This is a genomic window from Myxococcus faecalis (assembly GCF_050039385.1).
GTDB lineage: Bacteria > Myxococcota > Myxococcia > Myxococcales > Myxococcaceae > Myxococcus > Myxococcus fulvus.
The window spans coordinates 2,543,635-2,562,591 of record NZ_CP144336.1 but is presented as its reverse complement, the minus strand read 5'-3'; the positions used below and the strand labels follow the sequence as shown (position 1 = coordinate 2,562,591).

Annotated in this window: 12 protein-coding genes and 1 pseudogene; 6 read left to right on the top strand and 7 right to left on the bottom strand. The window is 72.0% G+C overall.

What is annotated here, in order from left to right; all coding sequences use genetic code 11:
• Positions 1-18: 18 nt before the first annotated feature.
• From VZQ01_RS10020 to VZQ01_RS10005, 4 genes are all read left to right on the top strand, one after another.
• Positions 19-2,091, top strand: a complete 2,073-nt coding sequence (locus VZQ01_RS10020) for an alpha-amylase family glycosyl hydrolase (protein WP_223784594.1) — start codon at positions 19-21, stop codon at positions 2,089-2,091.
• 117 nt (positions 2,092-2,208) lie between these two features.
• Complete coding sequence (locus VZQ01_RS10015) at positions 2,209-3,795, top strand: fibronectin type III domain-containing protein (RefSeq protein ID WP_426747687.1); 1,587 nt, start codon at positions 2,209-2,211, stop codon at positions 3,793-3,795.
• A 63-nt stretch (positions 3,796-3,858) separates the two neighbouring features.
• Positions 3,859-4,248: a BlaI/MecI/CopY family transcriptional regulator gene (locus VZQ01_RS10010; RefSeq protein ID WP_223747971.1), complete on the top strand. Its 390-nt coding sequence runs from the start codon at positions 3,859-3,861 to the stop codon at positions 4,246-4,248.
• Positions 4,245-5,837, top strand: coding sequence for a M56 family metallopeptidase (locus VZQ01_RS10005; RefSeq protein WP_426747685.1), 1,593 nt, complete (start codon positions 4,245-4,247; stop codon positions 5,835-5,837). The genes VZQ01_RS10010 and VZQ01_RS10005 overlap by 4 nt, the downstream gene beginning before the upstream one ends.
• Before the next feature lie 7 nt (positions 5,838-5,844).
• Here the strand turns inward: VZQ01_RS10005 and VZQ01_RS10000 are convergent, their stop codons facing one another.
• From VZQ01_RS10000 to VZQ01_RS09970, 7 genes are all read right to left on the bottom strand, one after another.
• Positions 5,845-7,104: a PAS domain-containing sensor histidine kinase gene (locus tag VZQ01_RS10000; protein ID WP_223747973.1), complete on the bottom strand. Its 1,260-nt coding sequence runs from the start codon at positions 7,102-7,104 to the stop codon at positions 5,845-5,847.
• Positions 7,105-7,233: 129 nt separating this feature from the next.
• Positions 7,234-8,910, bottom strand: a complete 1,677-nt coding sequence (locus VZQ01_RS09995) for an isovaleryl-CoA dehydrogenase (RefSeq protein ID WP_223747974.1) — start codon at positions 8,908-8,910, stop codon at positions 7,234-7,236.
• 87 nt (positions 8,911-8,997) lie between these two features.
• Complete coding sequence (locus tag VZQ01_RS09990; protein ID WP_426747684.1) at positions 8,998-9,471, bottom strand: Csu type fimbrial protein; 474 nt, start codon at positions 9,469-9,471, stop codon at positions 8,998-9,000.
• The gene (locus tag VZQ01_RS09985) at positions 9,455-11,764 is read right to left on the bottom strand and encodes a fimbria/pilus outer membrane usher protein (protein ID WP_426747683.1); all 2,310 of its coding nucleotides are present in this window, start codon (positions 11,762-11,764) and stop codon (positions 9,455-9,457) included. The genes VZQ01_RS09990 and VZQ01_RS09985 overlap by 17 nt, the downstream gene beginning before the upstream one ends.
• Positions 11,761-12,540, bottom strand: a complete 780-nt coding sequence (locus VZQ01_RS09980) for a fimbrial biogenesis chaperone (RefSeq protein ID WP_426747682.1) — start codon at positions 12,538-12,540, stop codon at positions 11,761-11,763. The genes VZQ01_RS09985 and VZQ01_RS09980 overlap by 4 nt, the downstream gene beginning before the upstream one ends.
• A gap of 15 nt (positions 12,541-12,555) precedes the next feature.
• Positions 12,556-13,083, bottom strand: a complete 528-nt coding sequence (gene pru / locus VZQ01_RS09975; protein WP_426747681.1) for a fruiting body development fimbrial-like coat protein PRU — start codon at positions 13,081-13,083, stop codon at positions 12,556-12,558.
• Between the two features lie 300 nt (positions 13,084-13,383).
• The gene (locus VZQ01_RS09970; RefSeq protein WP_426747679.1) at positions 13,384-15,252 is read right to left on the bottom strand and encodes a glycosyl hydrolase family 18 protein; all 1,869 of its coding nucleotides are present in this window, start codon (positions 15,250-15,252) and stop codon (positions 13,384-13,386) included.
• A 402-nt stretch (positions 15,253-15,654) separates the two neighbouring features.
• Between VZQ01_RS09970 and VZQ01_RS09965 the strand changes: the two are divergent.
• A pseudogene (locus tag VZQ01_RS09965) lies at positions 15,655-16,398 on the top strand (serine/threonine-protein kinase); the annotation flags it as partial.
• Between the two features lie 65 nt (positions 16,399-16,463).
• Positions 16,464-18,956: an nSTAND1 domain-containing NTPase gene (locus VZQ01_RS09960; protein ID WP_426747678.1), complete on the top strand. Its 2,493-nt coding sequence runs from the start codon at positions 16,464-16,466 to the stop codon at positions 18,954-18,956.
• Position 18,957: the final 1 nt, after the last annotated feature.

The window sequence follows — 18,957 nt, the reverse complement described above, 5'->3', positions numbered from 1 at the left end:
CCAGACAACGGCCGAGACATGTCACCCCGGATTCCCCCACCGAGCCGTCCCGCTGCCTCCTCCACGTCCTCGCAGGCCCGCTCCTCGGAGTCCGAGGCACAGCCGCCCCAGGCCGCGTCCCGCCCTGGTGGCGCGGGTGCGCGCGGACCTGGGGTGAAGGACTTCTTCGACGACGCCCGCCAGAAGCGCAACGCGGAGGCGAAGCGCGCGCCCACCCAGGCCTCGCAGGTGGACCACGGGCCGGTGGCCCGGGCCTTCTCGCGCAAGGACGGCAGCCTGCTGGCGACGCCGCTGGTGCCCAGCGCGGCGACGGTGCCCACCCAGGCCTCCAGCCGCCCGGGCATGGGCGCCATCCCCTACGACGGCGGCACGACGTTCCGCGTGTGGGCGCCCAACGCGCAGCGGGTGCAGGTGGCCGGCGACTTCAGCAACTGGCAGTCGGTGGAGCTGCAGCGCGAGCCCAGCGGCAACTTCTCGCTCGACGTGCCCGGCGCGAAGGCGGGCGACCAGTACCAGTACGTGGTGCAGGGCAAGTACGGCGACTGGCGCTGGAAGGGAGACCCGCGCGCCAACGACGTGACGAACTCCACGGGCAACTCCGTCGTCGTGGACCACAAGGCCTACGAGTGGAAGCACGACTGGGAGTTCAAGATGCCGCCCTGGAACGAGGCGGTCATCTACGAGATGCACGTGGGCACGTTCAACGACGAGCCCGGCTGGGGTCCCGGCAACTGGCAGAGCGCCATCGACAAGCTGGACCACCTGAAGGAGCTGGGCATCAACGTGGTGGAGCTGATGCCGTCGGCCGAGTTCGCCGCGGACTTCTCCTGGGGCTACAACCCGGCCTTCCCCAACGCGCCGGAGAGCGCGTACGGCACGCCGGATGACCTGAAGCGCTTCGTCGACGAGGCGCACAAGCGCGGCATCGGCGTGGTGATGGATGTCGTCTACAACCACCTGGGGCCCAGTGATTTGCCCCACTGGGACTTCGACGGCGAGACGTACGGCAAGGGCGGCAGCTACTTCTACACGGACTGGCGCGCCAAGACGCCCTGGGGCGACACGCGCCCGGACTACGGCCGCCACGAGGTGCGCGACTACCTGCGCGACAACGCGATGATGTGGCTGCGCGACTACCACATGGACGGGTTGCGCCTGGACGCCACCAAGGAGATCCGCCAGGCCAGCGGCGCGAACAACCCCGAGGGCTGGCAGCTGCTGCGCGACATCAACGAGGCGGTCAACCGCGAGTTCCCGCAGAAGATCATCATCGCGGAGGACCTGGGCAACGAGGCGGGCCTCACGCACCCGGACGGCGCCAACTTCGACACGCAGTGGGATTCCAACTTCGTGCACCCCATCCGCGCGGCGCTGACGGCCCCGTCCGATGCGGCCCGGGACATGAACGCCGTCGCCGACGCCATCCGCTTCAAGTACAACGGCAGCGCCAACCAGCGCGTCATCTACACGGAGAGCCACGACGAGGTGGCCAACGGCAAGCAGCGGCTGCCCAGCGAGGTGGGCGGCTGGGACGCGGGCGGCTACCACGCCAAGAAGAGCTCCATCCTCGGCGCCGCGCTCACCATGACGAGCCCCGGCATCCCGATGCTCTTCCAGGGCCAGGAGTTCCTCGAGGACGGCCACTTCCAGGACGGAGATCCGCTCGACTGGAAGAAGAAGGAGACGTACGCCGGCATCAACCAGGCGTACACGGACCTCATCAAGCTGCGCCGCAACTGGAACGACAACACGGCGGGGCTGCGCGGTGAGCACGTCAACGTCCACCACGTGAACAACCACGACAAGGTCGTGGCCTTCCACCGCTGGGACAAGGGCGGCGCGGGCGACGACACCATCGTCATCGTCAACTTCGGCGGCAAGCACCTGTCCGACTACGAGCTGGGCCTGCCCTCCGACGGCACGTGGAAGGTGCGCTACAACAGCGACTGGAAGGGCTACTCCGACAACTTCGGCAACGCGCAGAGCTTCGACGTGGGCGGCCGCTGGACTGGCAAGGACGGCCTGCCCGCCAGCGGCAGCCTCAACAACCTGGGGCCCTACAGCGTCGTCATCTTGTCGAAGGACAAGTAGCCCCCGCCGCGCTTCGGACGCGGTGGGGACTGACCCGGGCCCCTGTCGCTTGAAGGACAGGGGCTCGCCCCCCGTGGACAATGTCGTGTGCGGCGGCCATCCGGCACAACGGCCGGCATGGCCAGAAACACGATGGTGGTGGTGGCGCGCCCGGAGTGGGTTGCGGGCGGCAGTCCCTGGTGGTCGACCTTCAAGGTGACGCTGCTCAACCTGTCGGACGAGGCGGTGGTCAACCCCGCCATCGGCTTCCGGGTGGCGCCCGACCAGGTGGTGCAGAACAACTACGGCCTCGTGTGGCGGCGTCACGGCGACACGCTGACGGGCACGCTGGTGGCCGAGCGCCAGACCATTGCTCCGCGCGCGTCCCAGGAGTTCCGCCTGTCCATCCGGACGGAAGGGGTGCACCGGGGCGCGCTCCCCTCCTGCTTCACCGTGGACGGCGAGCCCGCGGACCCGCCGCGGGATGTCGAGCCGCCCTCGTCTCCCCGGCGCGTGCGCGCGACGCTCGTGGGCTCGCGGCTGCTCACGCTGGGCTGGGACGCGTCCACCGACAACGTGGCCGTCGCGGGCTACCAGGTGACGTACTCGAGCGTGGACCGGGAGGAGTCTCGGACGCTCACGTGCACGAGGCCTTCCATCACCCTCACCGGCCTGACGCCTCGCACCGAGTACCTGGTGTCGGTGGCGGCGTATGACTTGTCCGACAACCTGTCGAAGCTCACGCCTCCGGTGATGGTGCGCACGGCGGCGCTGTCGCCGGACGCGGGAGACTGGGACGTGCCCCGCGCGCCCTTCCTGGACCTGGTGTCCGCGCCCCGGCCCGTCGTGTCGGAGCTGGCGCGGGCGTGCGGGCTGGATGGCGTCATGCTCGGCGGGCTGGGCGTGCGCGCGGGCGGCGCGCGGAAGGTGACGTGGGGCGGACACCTGCGGCTGGTGGACGCGGTGGACGGGCGCTCCCACGAGGCGGAGGCCTCCGTCTCCGACTACGGCAAGGAGGACCTGGAGGCGTTCCGACGAAGCGGGGGCAGGGTGGTGCTGTCCTTCGGCGGCGGCGCCGGGCTGATGCCACTGGAGGTCGAGGAGACGGATGTGGCCCGCCTCGTCGCCACCTACGCGGCCATCCTCCGCAACTACCAGGTCCGTCACCTCGACTTCGCCTTCGACAGCGCGTTCCTCCACGATGACGTGGGCCTGGAGCGCCACGTCGCGGCCATGTCGCAGCTCCTGCTGGTGTGTCCGTCGCTGAAGCTGTCGTACTCGCTGCCGGCGGATGGCGCGCCGGGGGCGCTCGCGGGCTTCAACGACGCCGGAGTGCGCCTGCTCCAGCGGCTGTCCTTGGCGGGAATCGAGCCGTCGCTCGTCAACGGCCTCCTGCTGGAGCTCGGACCGACGGCGCCCGTGGACACCTTCGAGTGCTGTGCCCAGGCGCTCCACGGCATGCACGCGCACCTGTCCGCCGCCTTCCCGCGCTGGGACACGGACAAGGTCTGGCGACGCCTGGGCGCCAGCCCCCTGTTCGGCGGACACCCCAACGGCCGCGACTTCACCCTGGAGCATCAGCGCAGGCTGGTGGCGCTCGCCCACACGCTGCGCCTGGGCTGCCTCTCCGGCCGCGCGGGTGCCCGGGACACGGGCCTGTCCTTCTCACGGTGCATCGCCACCTACCTGCCGGGCGCGACCGCCACACCCGCGCTCACCTCGTGAGCCCCTCCCCGAAGTACGACGCGCGTCGTTGACAACATACGATTCGAGTCGTACTTTGGGGACATGACGACAGAAGCCATTCCCACGGAAGTGGAGCTCGCCATCCTGGGCGTGCTCTGGAAGCGCGGGCCCTGCACCGTGCGGGACGTGCACGAGGCGCTGGGGCGCGAGGACGGCAAGAGCGCCGGCTACACCACCACGCTCAAGCAGCTGCAGGTGATGGCGGCCAAGGGGCTGGTGAGCCGTGACGAGCGCTCGCGCAGCCACGTGTACGCGGCGAGCATCGGTGAGGCGCGCACCAAGCGCCAGCTGGTGAAGGACCTGTTGGAGCGCGTCTTCGGTGGCGCGTCGGGTGAGCTCGCGGTGCAGGCGCTGTCGCTCAAGCCCGCGTCGAAGGAGGAGCTCGAGGACCTGCGCCAGCTGTTGGACGAGGGCAAGGGGGGCAAGCGATGAGCCCGACCTGGCTGATGGAGCAGGGGGCCCGGGTGCTCACGGTGTGGCTGGCCCAGGGCGTGTGGCAGGCGAGCCTCGTCGCGCTGCTCGCGGCGGCGGCGCTGTGGCTCCTGCGCGGCCGCTCGGCGCGGCTCCGGTACGCGGTGGGGTGTCTGGCGCTGGCGGCGCTGGTGCTCGCGCCGGTGGGCTCGCTATTGCTGTCGTCCCCGGAGGCCGCGCGGGGGGAGCCGGCCTCGCGCGCCGTCGCGGTGGCCCCGTCCGGGCTCGAGGGGGCGCGGACGGAGGCTCCGCCCGCGGGTGAGCGCGTGTTCGTTCCCCAGGCGGCGGCATCCGGTGACGTCCTCGGACCGTGGCCCCTGGTGCTCGGCGGGCTCTGGCTCCTGGGCGCGTGCGTGGGGCTGGCGCGGCTGCTGGTGGGCGGCTGGCGCACGTCGCGGCGGCTGGTGCGGCCGGCGACGCCCGTGTCCTCGGCGCTGAGCCAGACGGTGTCGCGCGTCTCGGAGCGGCTGGGGCTGCGGCGCGCGGTGCGCACGCTCGAGTCCCCGCTCGCGCCGTCCCCGCTGGTGGTGGGCGTGGTGCGTCCGGTGCTGGTGCTGCCGCAGGGGGTGGGGGAGCGCCTGTCGTCCGCGCAGCTGGAGTCGGTGCTGGCGCATGAGCTGGCCCACGTGCGTCGTCACGACACCGCCGTCAACCTCCTGCAGTGCCTGGTGGAGACGCTGTTCTTCTTCCACCCGGCGGCGCGGTGGCTGTCCGCGCAGGTGCGGCTGGAGCGCGAGCACTGCTGTGACGACGTGGCGGTGGGCTTCTGCGGCAACGTGCGGCTGTACTCGGGCGCGCTGCTGGGGCTGGAGGAGCTGCGGCAGTCGGGGCCGGCGCTGGTGCTCGGCGCGGGCAGCCATCCGCTGGCGGCGCGGGTGCGTCGGCTGCTGGGGCGCGCGCCCGTGGAGCCGTCGCGCGGCGGGGGCTGGGCCCGGCGCGTGGGCAGCGCCCTGGGGGTGCTGGCCGTCTCCTGCGCGGCCTGGGCGTGGGAGGCTCCGGCGAGCCCGCCCCGTGACGGCAAGGGCATGCTCGCGGCGGGGATGTGCTCGCGCCCCGTGTACCCGAAGGACTTCACCGCCATCGCCACCCACGTGAATGGGGACCGCACGTTGCGCCACCGGCTCTTCGTCTCGCGCTGCGGTCGCATCCGCCTGGAGGACGCCACGGGCGCGTCCGTGTACACGCTCCTCTTCGACGTGGGCACCGGGGAGAGCGCGATGCTGAATGCCCGCGAGCACACCTATGAGACGCACTGGGACGAGAAGGAGCCGGGCCTCCCGCTGCACCTGCCCGGGGGCTGCTCGGCGCCAGGCCCGGGCTGCGAGCGTCAGGCAGAGGAGTCGGTGGCGGGACGTCGCGCCCGGCGCTGGCATCGCGTGCACTCGGCCCATGACACCGTGACGCGGTGGATGGACCTGGAGCTGGGCTATCCCATCCGCGAGGAGTCCGAGCTGTTCGGCACCCTGACGCTGTCGGACATCCGGCTGGTCGAGCACGGCGCCGCGCTCTTCACCCTCCCGAGCGACTACCGGGCGGAGCCAGCGCCGTAGCGGCGCCTCAGGGCGCGGGCTTCGCGGTGGGGCCCACCTTGGCGAGCAGCGCCTCGCGGGGAATCCTCAGCGTGAAGGTGGAGCCGCGCCCCAGCTCGCTCTCCACGTCGATGGTGCCCGCGTGCGCCTCGACGATCTGGTGGGTGATGAAGAGCCCCAGGCCCATGCCGCCGTAGTTGCGCTCGGACACCGCGCGCACGAAGCGCTCGAAGATGCGGCGCTGATGGGTGGGGGCGATGCCAATGCCCTCGTCCCGCACGGTGATGACGGCGTCCGTGTCCGCCACCCTCGCGCTCACGTGGACGGGCTTGCCCGCGCCGTACTTGATGGCGTTGGTGACCAGGTTCGTCACGGCCTGCTCCAGCCGCCGCCGGTCCCACGTGCCCTCGATGGGCCCGGCGACGTCCACGTCCAGCCGGCAGCCCGCGACGTGGGCCTGGGGCGCGTAGCGGACGGCGATGTCCCGCAGGAGCGCGGACAGGTCCATGCGCTCGGGCTCCACCGTGAGCCGGCCCACGTTGATGCGCGAGACATCCAGCAGGTCATCGATGAGGTCCGCCAGCTTGCGCACCTGGCCGCTCGCCGAGGCCAGCTCGCGCGACAGCCTGCCTTCCGCCAGGAGCGCCTGGGGATTCGTCTCCGCGATGCGCCGCATGGCGGTGAGCTTCAGCTGCAGCGGCGTCAGCGGCGTCTTCAGCTCATGCGAGGCCACGGAGAGGAACTCGTCGCGCGCCCGCAGGGCCTCGCGCAGCCGCTCCAGCTCCCGCGTCTCCTCGGCGTGCTTGCGCTGGGTGAAGTCCCGCGTCACCTTGCCGAAGCCCCGCAGCTCCCCGCTCTCGTCGAACAGGGCGGTGATGACCACGTTGGCCCAGAACCGGGTGCCGTCCTTGCGCACGCGCCAGCCCTCGTCCTCGAAGCGGCCCAGCCGGATGGCGGACTCCAGCTCCCAGGCGGGCTTGCCCCAGGCGATGTCCTCGGGGGGATAGAAGCGGCTGAAGTGCTGGCCCAGGATTTCGTCGGCCCGGTAGCCCTTGATGCGCTCGGCGCCCAGGTTCCAGCTCGCGATGTGGCCCTCCACGTCCAGCGTGAGGATGGCGTAGTCGGACACGCTCGCGATGAGCAGCCGGAGCTGGTCCTCCGTGTCCCGCCCGGCGCGGTCCCTCCGCGAGTAGGTGATGACCCCGTCGTTCGAGTTCAGAAGGTGGTCGTTGTCGCCCAAGGTGCCCTCTTCCAGCCGCCAAGAGAACACGTCAGTGTCGACACGCAAGCGTCCACCCCATCCTTTCGTCCGATAGACGAAGGCGTTCCCCTCCTGCCAGGGCGGTGGATGGACCGGAGGCCCCCTCGCCCGCCCTGGGCGAGCAGGCGAGGGAGCACCCCGAGCGAAGCAGCCCGCTCAGGCCGAGGCGTCCTCGCCGAAGGCGCGCTCGACCAGGGCCTTCAACGGCGCGTGGGCGGGCAGCGTCCCGAAGCAGGCGCCGTGGGCGCCGCCCAGCCGCGTCTCGCAGAAGGTGTCGGCGACCTGGCTGTTGCCGGCGCGCAAGAGCAGCGAGGCCTGGAGCGCCAGGGCCAGCCGCTCCACGACGAAGCGCGAGCGGCCCTCCAGCGTGGCCGTGTCGGCGAAGTCCTTGGAGATGCGGGCCAGCTCCGCGTCGAACGCGGGGTGGCCTCCCTGCGCCGCCATCAGCTCCTGGAACAGGGCCTCGCGGCTGGCCGGCTCACGGGTGGCCGCGCGCAGCACGTCCAGGCACTGGATGTTGCCGCTGCCCTCCCAGATGGAGTTGAGGGGCGCCTGGCGGTAGAGCCGGGGCAGGTTGGACTCCTCGACGTAGCCGGCGCCGCCCAGGCACTCCTGGGCCTCGTTGACGAAGATGGGCGCGCGCTTGCACACCCAGTACTTGCCCACCGCGGTGGCCATGCGGGCGAAGGCCGCCTCGCGCTCGTCGCGGGGGCCTGCGTCCACGGCCCGGGCCACGCGCGCCGTCAGCACCGTGTGGGCCTCCGACTCGAGCGCCAGGTCCGCCAGCACGTTGAGCATCAGCGGCTGGTCGACGAGCCTGCGGCCGAACGCCTTGCGGTGGCGCGTGTGGTGGATGGCCTGCACCAGCGCCTGGCGCATCAGGCTGCTGGAGCCAATCATGCAGTCCTGCCGGGTGAGGGCCACCATCTCCAGGATGGTCGCCACGCCGCGGCCCTCCTCGCCCACCATCCACGCCACCGCGCCCTGGAACTCCACCTCCGAGCTGGCGTTGCTCCAGTCGCCCAGCTTGTCCTTGAGCCGCTGGATGCGGATGGCGTTGCGCTCGCCGTCCGGCGTGAAGCGCGGCAGGAGGAAGCACGACAGGCCGCCCTCGGCCTGGGCGAGCACGAAGAAGGCGTCGCTCATGGGCGCGGAGAAGAAGAATTTGTGCCCCACCAGCGAGTACGGATTGCCGGGCCCCTTCTCGCCCAGGCGGTGGGCGCGCGTGGTGTTGCTGCGCACGTCGGAGCCGCCCTGCTTCTCCGTCATGCCCATGCCGATGGTGACGCCCGTCTTCTTCTCGGACGGGATGAAGCGCGGGTCGTACGACGGCGCGGTGACGAGCGGCAGCCACTTCTGGGAGAGGCCCGCGTGGTGGCGGAAGGTGGGCACACACGCGTACGTCATCGTCAGCGGACAGCTGGTGCCCTGGTCCGCCTGGTTGTGCAGATAGGACAGCGCCATGCGCGCCACGTGCGCCCCGGGCGTCTGCTCGTGACGCCAGGCGAAGTTGGGGATGCCGTGGGTGATGGCCGCCTCCATGATGCGGTGGTAGGCGGGATGGAACTCCACCTCGTCCAGCCGGTGGCCATAGCGGTCGAAGGGCTTGAACTTCGGCTTGTTCTCGTTGGCGAGGAAGCCCTGCTGCATCAGCTCGCCGCCCACCAGCGGGCCGTACTTCGCGATGTCCGCCTCCGCCCAGCCGCCACCCTCGCGGTGGATGGCCTCCCGCAGGGGCAGGTCGGTCTTCCAGGCGTCGTAGACCAGGGGAGGCGCCTGATTGGTGACTTCATGGGTGGCGAAGGTGGGCGCGAGGGGGGCTGAAGAACTCATGGGGGAAGGATAGGCGAGCGCCCCAGGTCGGGCGAGCGCAACCTCCGCGCCGGCTCGCACCCGAAGTGAGGGAGCGCGGTGTCCCCGTCAGAAGGTCATCGTCATCACGAGCGTGTCGGAGTAGGTGCCCGCCGGGACGGTCTGCTGCGCGGGGATGCGCCCGTAGATGGGCACGGTGACATCGATGGCGAGTAGGGGGATGACCGGCCCGTAGCGCGAGGTCCCCGACACGCCGTTGCCCCAGACGCGCAGCCGCGCCGCGTCCAGGTAGAGGTTGTACGCGAGCGTGCTGGAGGAGGGGCCCTGCATGCGCCGGTTCGCGTAGGTGCTCGAGCCCCCCGCGCTCAGGTCGATGGTCATTGGCGTGAGCTGCAGCAGACATTGGTAGGTGATGCTCCCCGCGGTGTCGAGCGGGAGCGGCGAGGTGGGGGTGTAGTTGGCGAAGTTCAGCCCCACCGCGCTGCGAATCTGGCACGCCGCCCGTGCCTGTCCCGGCGCCAGCAGGCCCAGGCCCGCCAGCACGAGTGCCCCCGCTCCCAGGGCTTCACTTCGACGCCTCATCCACACACCCCACGGTTCCCAGGTCGATGACCTGGCCCGCGAGGGATGGGACCTCCAGTGTCGCGGCGCATCGTCCACCGGGGTGGGTGACGTGTGCCACGTGGCGTCCGGGTGGGATTCCCACCAGCTCGAACTCCCCATGCCAGCCGATGGGCGAGCTGTAGCGCTGGCCGTCCACCACGAGCTCCAGCTCGCCGTGCGCGGGCGCGGCCTGTCCACCCGCGAGCACCAGCGTGCCCCGGAAGGCGCGCACCGAGTCCACCTGGAAGTCGAGCACCACGCCGCCCCGTCGCCACGGCGCCACCAGCTTCTCCGTGGTGCGCACGTACACCTCCAGGGGCAGGTCCCCGTCGGTGAGCGACAGCCGGTTGGCGCCGTACGCCTGCAGCCGCGTCACCATCAGCTCGCCGCGCGAGTCCGTGTGGCCGATGAGGTGGTTGTCCAACCGCACGCCCACGCCCTCCACCCCCTCCACGCGCACCAGCGCGTAGCCCTGGTCCACCGCGCGCGTGGCGTGGATGCGCCCGCCCAGGGCCACCAGTCCCCCGGACACCTCGGCGGCGCCCACCAGCACGCCCTGGCGCCACTCCGCGCCGCCCGCATAGCGGCCCACGTCCGTCTCGTACTCGACGCGCGCGAGCGCCCGGTCCTGCCGCCCCGCCTGCGCCTGGACCTGGAAGCCCAGGCCGCCCTCGAGCGGGATTCCCCGCGACAGGTCCACCGCCGTGTCGCCGCCGCGCTGTCCCTGCGTGTGACCCACCGTGCCCGAGGTCCTCGCATCCAGGATGGCCGTCAGGTGCACCATGCCCTCCAGCGCCGAGGGGCCGCGGGACTCCTGGTTGCGGCTGGCCGAGAAGGAGAGCATGGCCCGGTCCATCACCTGGGCGGACGTGGACGCGCCCAGCCACGTCGTCCACCCGCGGCCCTTCCAGCGCGTCACCGCGGCCTGTCCCCCCAGGCTCACGCGGCTGCCCAGCGCCACGAAGAGCGAGCCCCCCGCCTCCAGCCTCGGGTGCGCCCCCGGCGCCCGGCTCGCGTTGGCGTAGTGGGGGCTGAGCGCCCGCGTGAAGAGCGAGCCCCCCGCCCACCGGCCCTGGAGCGAGTAGCCCAGGCCGGCCGCGAGCCCCGTGCGCCGCTCGCTGACGCTCAGCGCCTGCGACACCTCCAGCTCCCCCAGCGGCAGCTGCAGCCACTGCACCGCGCCCGTGCTGACCAGGTCCGGTGACAGCTCCAGCCGCACGCCCGGCGTCAGCCACGACGTGGCGCCCATCCGGAAGTGGCCCAGCATCAGCGGCCGGCCGTAGTCGAAGCTCTCCGTGGCCAGCGACTCGCGCTCGACGCCGAGCGACAGCTGGTAGTCGGCCACCCCCGGCGCGAGCAGCTGCGCGCCCAGCGAGTACGCGGCGCTGACCTCGCGCGTGCGGCCGAAGGCGTCGCGCACCACGTAGCGCGCGGTGCCCTCGCCGCGCGGCACGGCCAGGTTCTCCAGCCGGTAGGGGCCCGGCGGCAGCTCGCTGCGGCTCACCAGGCGGTTGTTGACGTACACCTCCAGCGTCGACGGCGTGGTGACGTCTCCGGCCAGGTCCTGCACCGGGTTGCGCACGAAGTAGGGGTTGAGCTCGAACGCGCGCAGCACGTGCGCGCCCGCCACCACCGCGCCGCCTCCCAGCACGCCCCCGTAGCCCGTGGCCTCGCCGGCGATGGCGCGCAGCATGTGCTCGGGGAAGTCCACGGTGAGCTGGCTCAGCCCCCGCAGGGGCGTGGCGCCCGGGTTCCAGCGCGCCTGGGTGGTGAGGAGCACGCGGCCCAGCGACGCGCCCGTCTCGCCGAACAGCGACACGCGCGCGTTGCGGGCATGGGCCGCGTAGTTGACGAACGCGCTGGGGCTGCCCGTCAGCGCGTAGCCGGGCGGCGCCGCGGGGCTCAGGTTCACCCGCGTGGTGGCGAAGGCCCAGGCGGGCAGCTCGCACACCAGCTCCGTGGTGCGCTCGTCCAGGTGGAAGCGCGCGCCCAGCGACTGGAGCGAGACGTAGTCCTGTCCCTCGATGCGCTCCACGCCCGCGCCCAGCCTCCCCACGTCGACGCCCGCGGCCTCCAGCGCCACGACGGGCATCAGCACGTCCTCGCCCCGCAGCCTGGGGAAGACATCACCCCGGGGGACACCGTTGAGCGTCAGCCCGACGACGATGGGCGCCTGGACGGTGGCGGGCTCCACCGCGCGCGCACGTCCCCCGTGCAGCGCCAGCATCAGCGCCAGCGCCGCCCACGAACACCTCGCTGTCGCACGGCTCATGGGACGGTGGGCGCCACGCAGGGGACGGAGGCCTTCACGGGCGAGGACTGGCGGAACACGCCCTGGTCCGTCTCCACCTCCACTTCCAGCGAGCGGATGCGCTGGCACTGCTCCGCCGGCGTCTCCAGGGCGAAGACGCGCGAGCCGCCCGACAGCACGTACCAGCCGGGCTCCTCCTTCTCCACCAGCCGCTGGCCCTTCTCATCCAGCCCGCGCACGCGCGCCTGGCGGATGAAGAAGCTGACGGTGCCCGGGTTCTTCACCCGGAAGTGGAACCGCGACTGGCGCAGGTCCACCTCCTCCACGCGGGCCTGGAGGTCCTTGTGCTGGGGCGCGACGAACACCGGCACCGAGACGCGGGTGAGGATCTTCAGGCCCATGCTCGGTGGCACCGGGCCGAAGGGTGGCAATTCCTCCACGATGAGCCGGAAGGTGCGCTCCGTGTCCCGGGGAGCCGAGGAGATGCCCACCCGGATGGGGCGGGACTCCCCCGGCTCCAGCGTCAACATCGACGGGAAGAAGAACACCTCCTGCGTCGGCTCGAGGCTCATGCGGCCGGTCTCGTCCTGGGCCCACGTGTGCATGGACGCCTGGAAGCGCGTGGTCTCGTCGCCCAGGTTCTTCACCGTCACCACCACCCCTCGGGCGCCGCCGACCAGCTCCAGGCGCACGGGGTTGACCTCGACGGAGGCGGCGAGCCCCGGGACGGGCAGCGCGAGGAGCCACAACGCCCACCAGCGCAGGTGGCGGGCCCAGGAAGACAGACGCGGATGCATGGTGCCTCGGGTGGCTCAGAAGGTGATGGTGGCGACGACGGTGTCGTTGTACGTGCCGGACGGGACGACCTGCCCGCGCGTCACCGTGCCGTAGACAATCACAGGCGTGGACAGCCCCGTGCCGATGTACGGCAGGCCCGTGCCCGCGGTGTTCCCCCAGACCACCAGGCGCGCCAGGTCCTGGTAGAGGTCATAGGCCAGGTAGTCATTGGAGTTGGTGTTGCGCATGCGGCGGCGCGGCACCGCGTCCGTCGAGCCCGTGGCGGCGTGGGTGCCCTGGCCCAGCGTCACCACGGCGGTGCTCAACAGGGTGCACTGCACCGTCAGCGTGCCGGTGCCCAAGAGGTCGATGCCGTTCGCGGAGTTGATGACCACCGGGTCGTAGTTGCCGAAGTTGAGCGTGCCGGAGTTGATGGTGCACGCGGACGCGACGGTGGCCGTCACGGTGAGGTTGGCGGTGGCCGTGGCGGCGTCGGCGCTCGTGGCGGTGAAGACAGCCGCGGCGGCGGTGGCGGCGGCGAGGGTGCTTCGAATGGCTTTCATGTGTGTGGCTCCAGCGGCGGAGGGGGAATCCCTTCCGTGGCGTCTGGCCATTGCAGACTGGGCGCCAACGCCCGTGACGCCAAGGCGGCCAGGCGCGGGACGCCTCGCACTTCACGCTCGCGGCGTGGAGTTCATGGCAGTCCTGGCCCCGCGGGGCAGGAGACTTTCCACCGCGTGTCGTCAGCCCAGCGGGCGGGCACCCCGGGCGCGCGTCGTGACGCCCGGGGTGTGCGGGCCCGGAGGGTGGATGGGTTTCCCTCTCGGGCCTCGCGCCTTCCCTCTCTAGCGTCCCGTGGGGACTCAGGGCTGGAAGGCTTCCTTCACGGCGTCCAGGGGAGGATTGGCGCCGGTGGAGGGGTTGGTGCAGCCCTGGTTGAGGGTCCAGATGATGGTGCCGCCGAAGCCGTTGGCGCGGGCCCACGCGCCCTTGGCGGCGATGGCCTGCGGCGAGTCATATGAAATCCAACGCACGGTGCCGTCCACCACGGGGCGGGTGAAGGTGACGTAGCTGGACTGGGCCGCCGCGTCCCAGCGGTAGGTGCCGCTGGCGGACAGCTGGAGGATGCGCGCGTAGGTGAAGTCGTTGTCGCTGCCCACGTAGTCGGACCAGTCGGTGTAGGGCTGGTAGGGGCCGGTGATGTTGCGCCAGGCCATGCCGTAGAAGGGCATGCCCATGCCCAGCTTCGCCTTGGGCAGCCCCGCGGCCACCCAGGCGTTGAGGCTGGAGGCCACCGACGTCGGATGCGTGCCGGACTCGCCCGTGAGCGCGGAGCTGTACCACGAATCCCAACCGCCCCAGGGGCCGGTCATCTCGTACGTCATGACGTTCATCTGGTCCATGTAGGGCACCAGGTTGGCGAACCACGGGTCCGCGTCCTCGGGGAAGTTGGCGTTCACCCAGTTGATGGGGATGGTCATCAGCATGTTGGGCCGCGCCGCGCGCAGCTCCCGCACCAGTGCCAGCAGGTTGGGCTTGTCCTCCGGCTCGATGGGCTCCCAGTCGATGTCCAGGCCGTCGTAGCCGAAGCTGTCCATGGCGGCGAGGAGGTTGCTGACGAAGCGGGCGCGGTTGGCATTGGAGGCGGCGCCCACCCAGCCGTCGTGCTCTCCGGAGCCGCCCACCATGATGAGCGCCTTGCGGCCCGCGGCGTGCGCCCGCGTGGACAGCGTGCGGGCGATGGCCGGCCCGTTGTCGTTGTCGAACTGGGTGTTCACCGTGCCGTCGGGGTTGGGCGTGACGCGGCCGACCAGGATGTGCGTCAGGGCGCTGAAGTCCACCTTCTCCGGGGGGTACAGGTCCGCGTTCCAGCCGGTGTAATAGCCGGACACCCACAGCCCGCCGCCGGGCGCGGCGCTGACGGTGACGGTGGCCTCGGCGGACCGGCTGGGGTCCGCGAGGCTCTGGGCCACCACGTGGTACGTCCCGGGCGTGGCGGGCGCGGTGTAAACGCCCGCCTGGGTGACGGCGCCGCCGGCGCTGCCCTCGCGCACGCTCCAGAGCACCTGGGTGTTGGTGGTGCCCGTCACCGTGGCGACGAAGGTGCTGGTGCCGCCTGGGGGCAGGGTGACGGCGGGCGGCGAGACGCTGACCTGCACGGGCGCGGGCCCGTCCGAGTCCTCCAGGCGCACCTCGTCGAAGTAGAGCGTGGGCAGCGCCACCCCGCGCGCCTCCTGGAGCACCAGGCCCTTCATGCGCGAGCCGATGGAGAGCAGGGCCGACAGCGGCACCCGGCACGTCACCCAGGTGTTGGCGCGGATGCGGCCCCCGGTGCAGCGGGCGCCCAGGGGCGTGCCCGGCGTGAGCACGTTCTCCTGGAAGGCGCGCACCTGCACCGCCGCGGACTCTCCGCCCGTGCCGCCGTGCACGCGCAGGACCAGGGTGTCGGTGGCCGCCACCACCCGGGGCTCCGTCTGGAAGAACAGGCCTTCATTCGCTCGCATCGTCACGGAGATGGAGTGTCGTCCTCCGGAGACGGGCGAGGTGTTCGTCAGCGAGTGTTGCGCCCAGGAGAAGTCCTGCCACGGCGCCACCATGCCATCCAGGTATATCCAGCTCGTGATGGCCAGCCCCTGCTCCTGGGGGACCTCCGCCCTCGGCTCCTGCGCGTGTGTCTCCCAGGCCGACAGCAGCACCACGGCCATGGCCATCCATCCCACCCAGCGTTTCATGTATTCTCCTCTCGGGGCATGTCGGGCACCGCGCTCAGCAGCGGCGTCGCACGGGCCATGGGCCCCGGTGGCGGTCCGAGATGGACGGGCCACGTGAGGCAAGCTGGGTGAAGAGCCCCCGGCAGCAAACCCCGCCCCCAGTCCCAGACGGCGGCCGTGAGACGACATTCACGCGGCGACTGGGACAATGAATGGCGTCAATCCCTTACAGCAGGCGCCCCTCGTCTGGGATTTCAGCCGCGCTCTGTCGGCTCCAGGGGTGGTGATTCGGACCCGGCCTGCCCATGGCGTCCCGGCGTGGGTGGGCCCGGGTGGTCATGGCGCCTGTCGGCCGGTTGGCCCTAGCATCCTCGGGCGAGCCGCGACCGGGACACACGAGGAATCGCTGGGGGTGGGGCGGACATGAGCAAGTGGGGCTTGGGCGCGTCGCCCGAGGCGACCGATGATTTGCTCTCCACGGGTTGTCTCGTGGAGGGCTTCCGGGTGCTGCGGCTGCTCGGCGAGGGCGCGTCGGGGCGTGTCTACCTGGCGCAGGACCTGTCCTTGGGGCGCCACGTCGCGCTCAAGCTCCTGCGGCCGGAGCTGCTCGGTCCTCCTGGCGCGGAGCGGATGTTGGAGGAGGCGCGCACCACGGCCCGCTTCAACCACCCCCACATCGTCACGGTGCACGCCGCGGGCGTGTTCAAGGGGCAGCCCTACCTCGCGCTGGAGTACCTGGAGGGGCAGACGCTGCGGGAGCGGATGTCGCGCGAGCGGCTGTCGCCCGGGGAGGTGCTGCGAATCGGGCGGGCCATCGCGGACGCGCTCGCGGAGGCGCATCGCCACGACATCATCCACGCGGACCTCAAGCCGGAGAACGTCTTCCTGCCGAGGGATGGGCGCCTGCGCGTGGTGGACTTCGGGCTCGCCCGGCACGCGGGTACCACCGCGCAGGCCGCGTCGGGGACGCCCGCGTACATGTCCCCCGAGCGCTGGCGGGGCGCGCCTCCGTCGCCGGCGATGGATGTGTGGTCGCTGGGGGTGATTCTGCACGAGCTGCTGGAGGGGAAGCGGCCGGTGGAGGACGCGCACCTGGCGTCGTTCGCGTTCCAGCCGCGTCCGCTCCCGGGGCCGGCGCCGCATCTGCACGGGGCCTCGCTCTTCAAGGATTGCCTGGCGCTCGTGCCCGAGGCGCGGCCCACGGCGCGGGCCCTGGAGCAGGCCCTCACGCAATGGCTGGAGCCGGTGCGCGCCGCGCCGGGGGAAGGGAGGAGGGCGCGAGGGCGCCGTTCCATGGGCTGCGCTCGTTCGCCGAGGACGAGGCGGAGGACTTCTCGGGACGGGAGATGGAGGTGGGGGCGCTCGTCGAGCGGCTGCGTCAGGACGCGCCCGTGGTGCTGGTGGGGCCGTCCGGCATCGGCAAGAGCTCGCTGTTGCACGCGGGCGTGGTGCCCCGGCTGCGGCAGATGGCGCGCTGGGAGGTGGTGTCGCTGCGCCCGGGCGCGCGTCCGCTCGCGAGGCTGGTGGAGGTGCTCGGGCTGGAGCGGGAGCTGGCCGAGACGTTGTCCGTGACTCCGGGGGCGCTCGTGGGGCTGCTGCAGGCACGCGCCCCGGGGCCCGCGCTCCTGGCGGTGGATGCGTTCGAGGAGGTCTTCACGCTGGGGGCGCCGGAGGACGCGGTGGCGCTGGCGCGGTGTCTCGCCGCGGTGGCCTCGGCGGGCATCGGTTGGCGGGTGCTGGTGGTGCTCCGCGACGACTACCTGGGGCACTTCGCGCGCGTGGAGCACCTGGGGGCATTCCTTGGCCATGCGTTCGTGGTGGGGCCGTTGTCGCCCGGGGCGTTGACCGAGGCCGTCACCGGGCCGCTGCGGCGCGTGGGGTATGCGCTGGAGGACGGGCTGGTCGAGCGCATCGTCGCGGATGTCCGGGCCCAGCCGGTGGGGCTGCCGCTCCTGCAGGCCACGTGCGCGGCGCTCTGGGAGCGCAGGGCGCGGGGGCCCCGGCTGCTGCGGACGAGCGTCTACGAGGAGCTGGGCGGCGTTGCGGGGGCGCTGGCGGCGCAGGGGCGGCAGCTGCTCGGGCAGCTGTCGGCGCGGGACATCCACACGGCGCGCCTGTTGCTGCTGGAGCTGCTCACGCCCGAGGGGACCCGGAGGCCCCGGCTGCGCGAGGAGCTGTTGGAGACGCTGGGGGCGGGGGCGAAGCCGGTGTTGGACGCGCTGCTGTCACACCGGCTGGTGGTGGCCTCGCGGGACGTGAAGACGGACGGGGCGCTGGTGGAGCTGGCGCACGAGGCGCTGGCCACGGCGTGGCCGGAGCTGGCGCGCTGGCGGCAGGAGTCGCGGGACGAGCATCAGCTGGTCAGCGAAATCGACCAGGCCTCGGAGCTGTGGGACCGGCGGGGGCGCAGGGACGAGGAGACGTGGGGCGGGAGCGCGCTGGACCAGGCGTTGCGCCGTCTGTCGGAGGGGCAGGTGCCGTTGGTGAGCCGCTCCCGGGCGTTCTTGGATGCGGGGAGGCGGCGCGAGCAGGGGCGGCTGCGCAGACGGCGGCTGGGGTTCGTCGCGGGAGGGTTGTTGCTGGTGCTCGCGACGGGCATCGGGACGGCGGTGGTGCTCGCGTTCCAGCAGAGCCAGCGGGAGGCGACGCGGCGGCAGCGGGAGATGGAGCTGATGTCCCTGGACCAGGGGGACTTCGACCTCGTGCTGGAGCTCTTCGACTACGACGCGGGCGCGCTCGCGTGGACGCGGGTGCCCGTCACCGAGCCGCTCCGGTGGAGCCTCGCGCCCGCGGAGGCTGGAGGCGAGGGGCCCGCGTATGACGACACGCGGCTGACGCGCCATCCGGGACAGGTGGATGGGGAGGGGGCCTGGCGGGAGCGGGTGCAGGCGCCCTCGAGGGCGGCGTGGCTCACGGTGTGGCGTGGGGCATGTCCGCCCTCTCGGGTGCGGCTGCTGCGATTGCCGGGGTATGCGCAGCGGGCTCGGCGCGAGGCGCTGAGGCTGCCGGTGCCCACGTGCGCCGCGTCGCGGGCCGGGCAGGTGCCCGTTCCGGCGGGGTGGTACTGGCGTCCGGAGGTGAGGCCCGAGCAGGAGGTCCGGGTCCACGTCGACGCGTTCTCGATGGACCGGACGGAGGTGACGAACGCGCAGTTCCAGCTCTTCGAGGCGCGAATCCTTCCTCTTGTCGGTGGAAAGCGGGAGGCGCCCCCGAAGCATCCGAAGTATGCCCATGCGGCGGAGGCGTCCCGCCCCGTCTCGGCCATCGACGCGGAGGTGGCCGAGGCGTTCTGCCATTTCCTGGGCAAGGCGTTGCCCACGTATGAGGAGTGGTCGAAGGCAGGGCGCGGCGGTGAGTTCCTGGACGCGGACGGGCGTGTGCCCAATCCCATGCCCCGGCGGCAGACGGTGTGGGGGGATGACAGGCGTGTGCCGCCGGCGAATCTGGGTGGGGAGGATGCGTTTCCCACCCTGGCGCCCGTGGGGTCGTTCCCCAAGGACGTGGGGCCCTACGGCATGGTCGATCTCGCGGGCAACGTGGCGGAGTGGACCGCGACCGATGCGACGGAAGGGGACTTCCCGGGCTACCGCATGGTCGCCGGGGGGCGGTGGGACGCTCCCCCGGAGGCGCAGCACCACTGGCTCGTCTGGGCCAATCACAAGTCACCCCGCAGCTTTGAATTCGGCATTGGGATGCGCTGTGTGGAACGAGGGCGGCGACGATGAG

What these genes read in the sequence shown, in the direction of transcription:
- VZQ01_RS10020 (WP_223784594.1), top strand. Translation starts at nt 19, where the DNA reads ATGTCACCCCGGATTCCCCCACCGAGCCGTCCCGCTGCCTCCTCCACG.
- VZQ01_RS10015 (WP_426747687.1), top strand. Translation starts at nt 2,209, where the DNA reads ATGGCCAGAAACACGATGGTGGTGGTGGCGCGCCCGGAGTGGGTTGCG.
- VZQ01_RS10010 (WP_223747971.1), top strand. Translation starts at nt 3,859, where the DNA reads ATGACGACAGAAGCCATTCCCACGGAAGTGGAGCTCGCCATCCTGGGC.
- VZQ01_RS10005 (WP_426747685.1), top strand. Translation starts at nt 4,245, where the DNA reads ATGAGCCCGACCTGGCTGATGGAGCAGGGGGCCCGGGTGCTCACGGTG.
- VZQ01_RS09995 (WP_223747974.1), bottom strand. Translation starts at nt 8,910, where the DNA reads ATGAGTTCTTCAGCCCCCCTCGCGCCCACCTTCGCCACCCATGAAGTC.
- VZQ01_RS09990 (WP_426747684.1), bottom strand. Translation starts at nt 9,471, where the DNA reads ATGAGGCGTCGAAGTGAAGCCCTGGGAGCGGGGGCACTCGTGCTGGCG.
- VZQ01_RS09985 (WP_426747683.1), bottom strand. Translation starts at nt 11,764, where the DNA reads ATGAGCCGTGCGACAGCGAGGTGTTCGTGGGCGGCGCTGGCGCTGATG.
- VZQ01_RS09980 (WP_426747682.1), bottom strand. Translation starts at nt 12,540, where the DNA reads ATGCATCCGCGTCTGTCTTCCTGGGCCCGCCACCTGCGCTGGTGGGCG.
- pru (WP_426747681.1), bottom strand. Translation starts at nt 13,083, where the DNA reads ATGAAAGCCATTCGAAGCACCCTCGCCGCCGCCACCGCCGCCGCGGCT.
- VZQ01_RS09970 (WP_426747679.1), bottom strand. Translation starts at nt 15,252, where the DNA reads ATGAAACGCTGGGTGGGATGGATGGCCATGGCCGTGGTGCTGCTGTCG.
- VZQ01_RS09960 (WP_426747678.1), top strand. Translation starts at nt 16,464, where the DNA reads ATGGCTGGAGCCGGTGCGCGCCGCGCCGGGGGAAGGGAGGAGGGCGCG.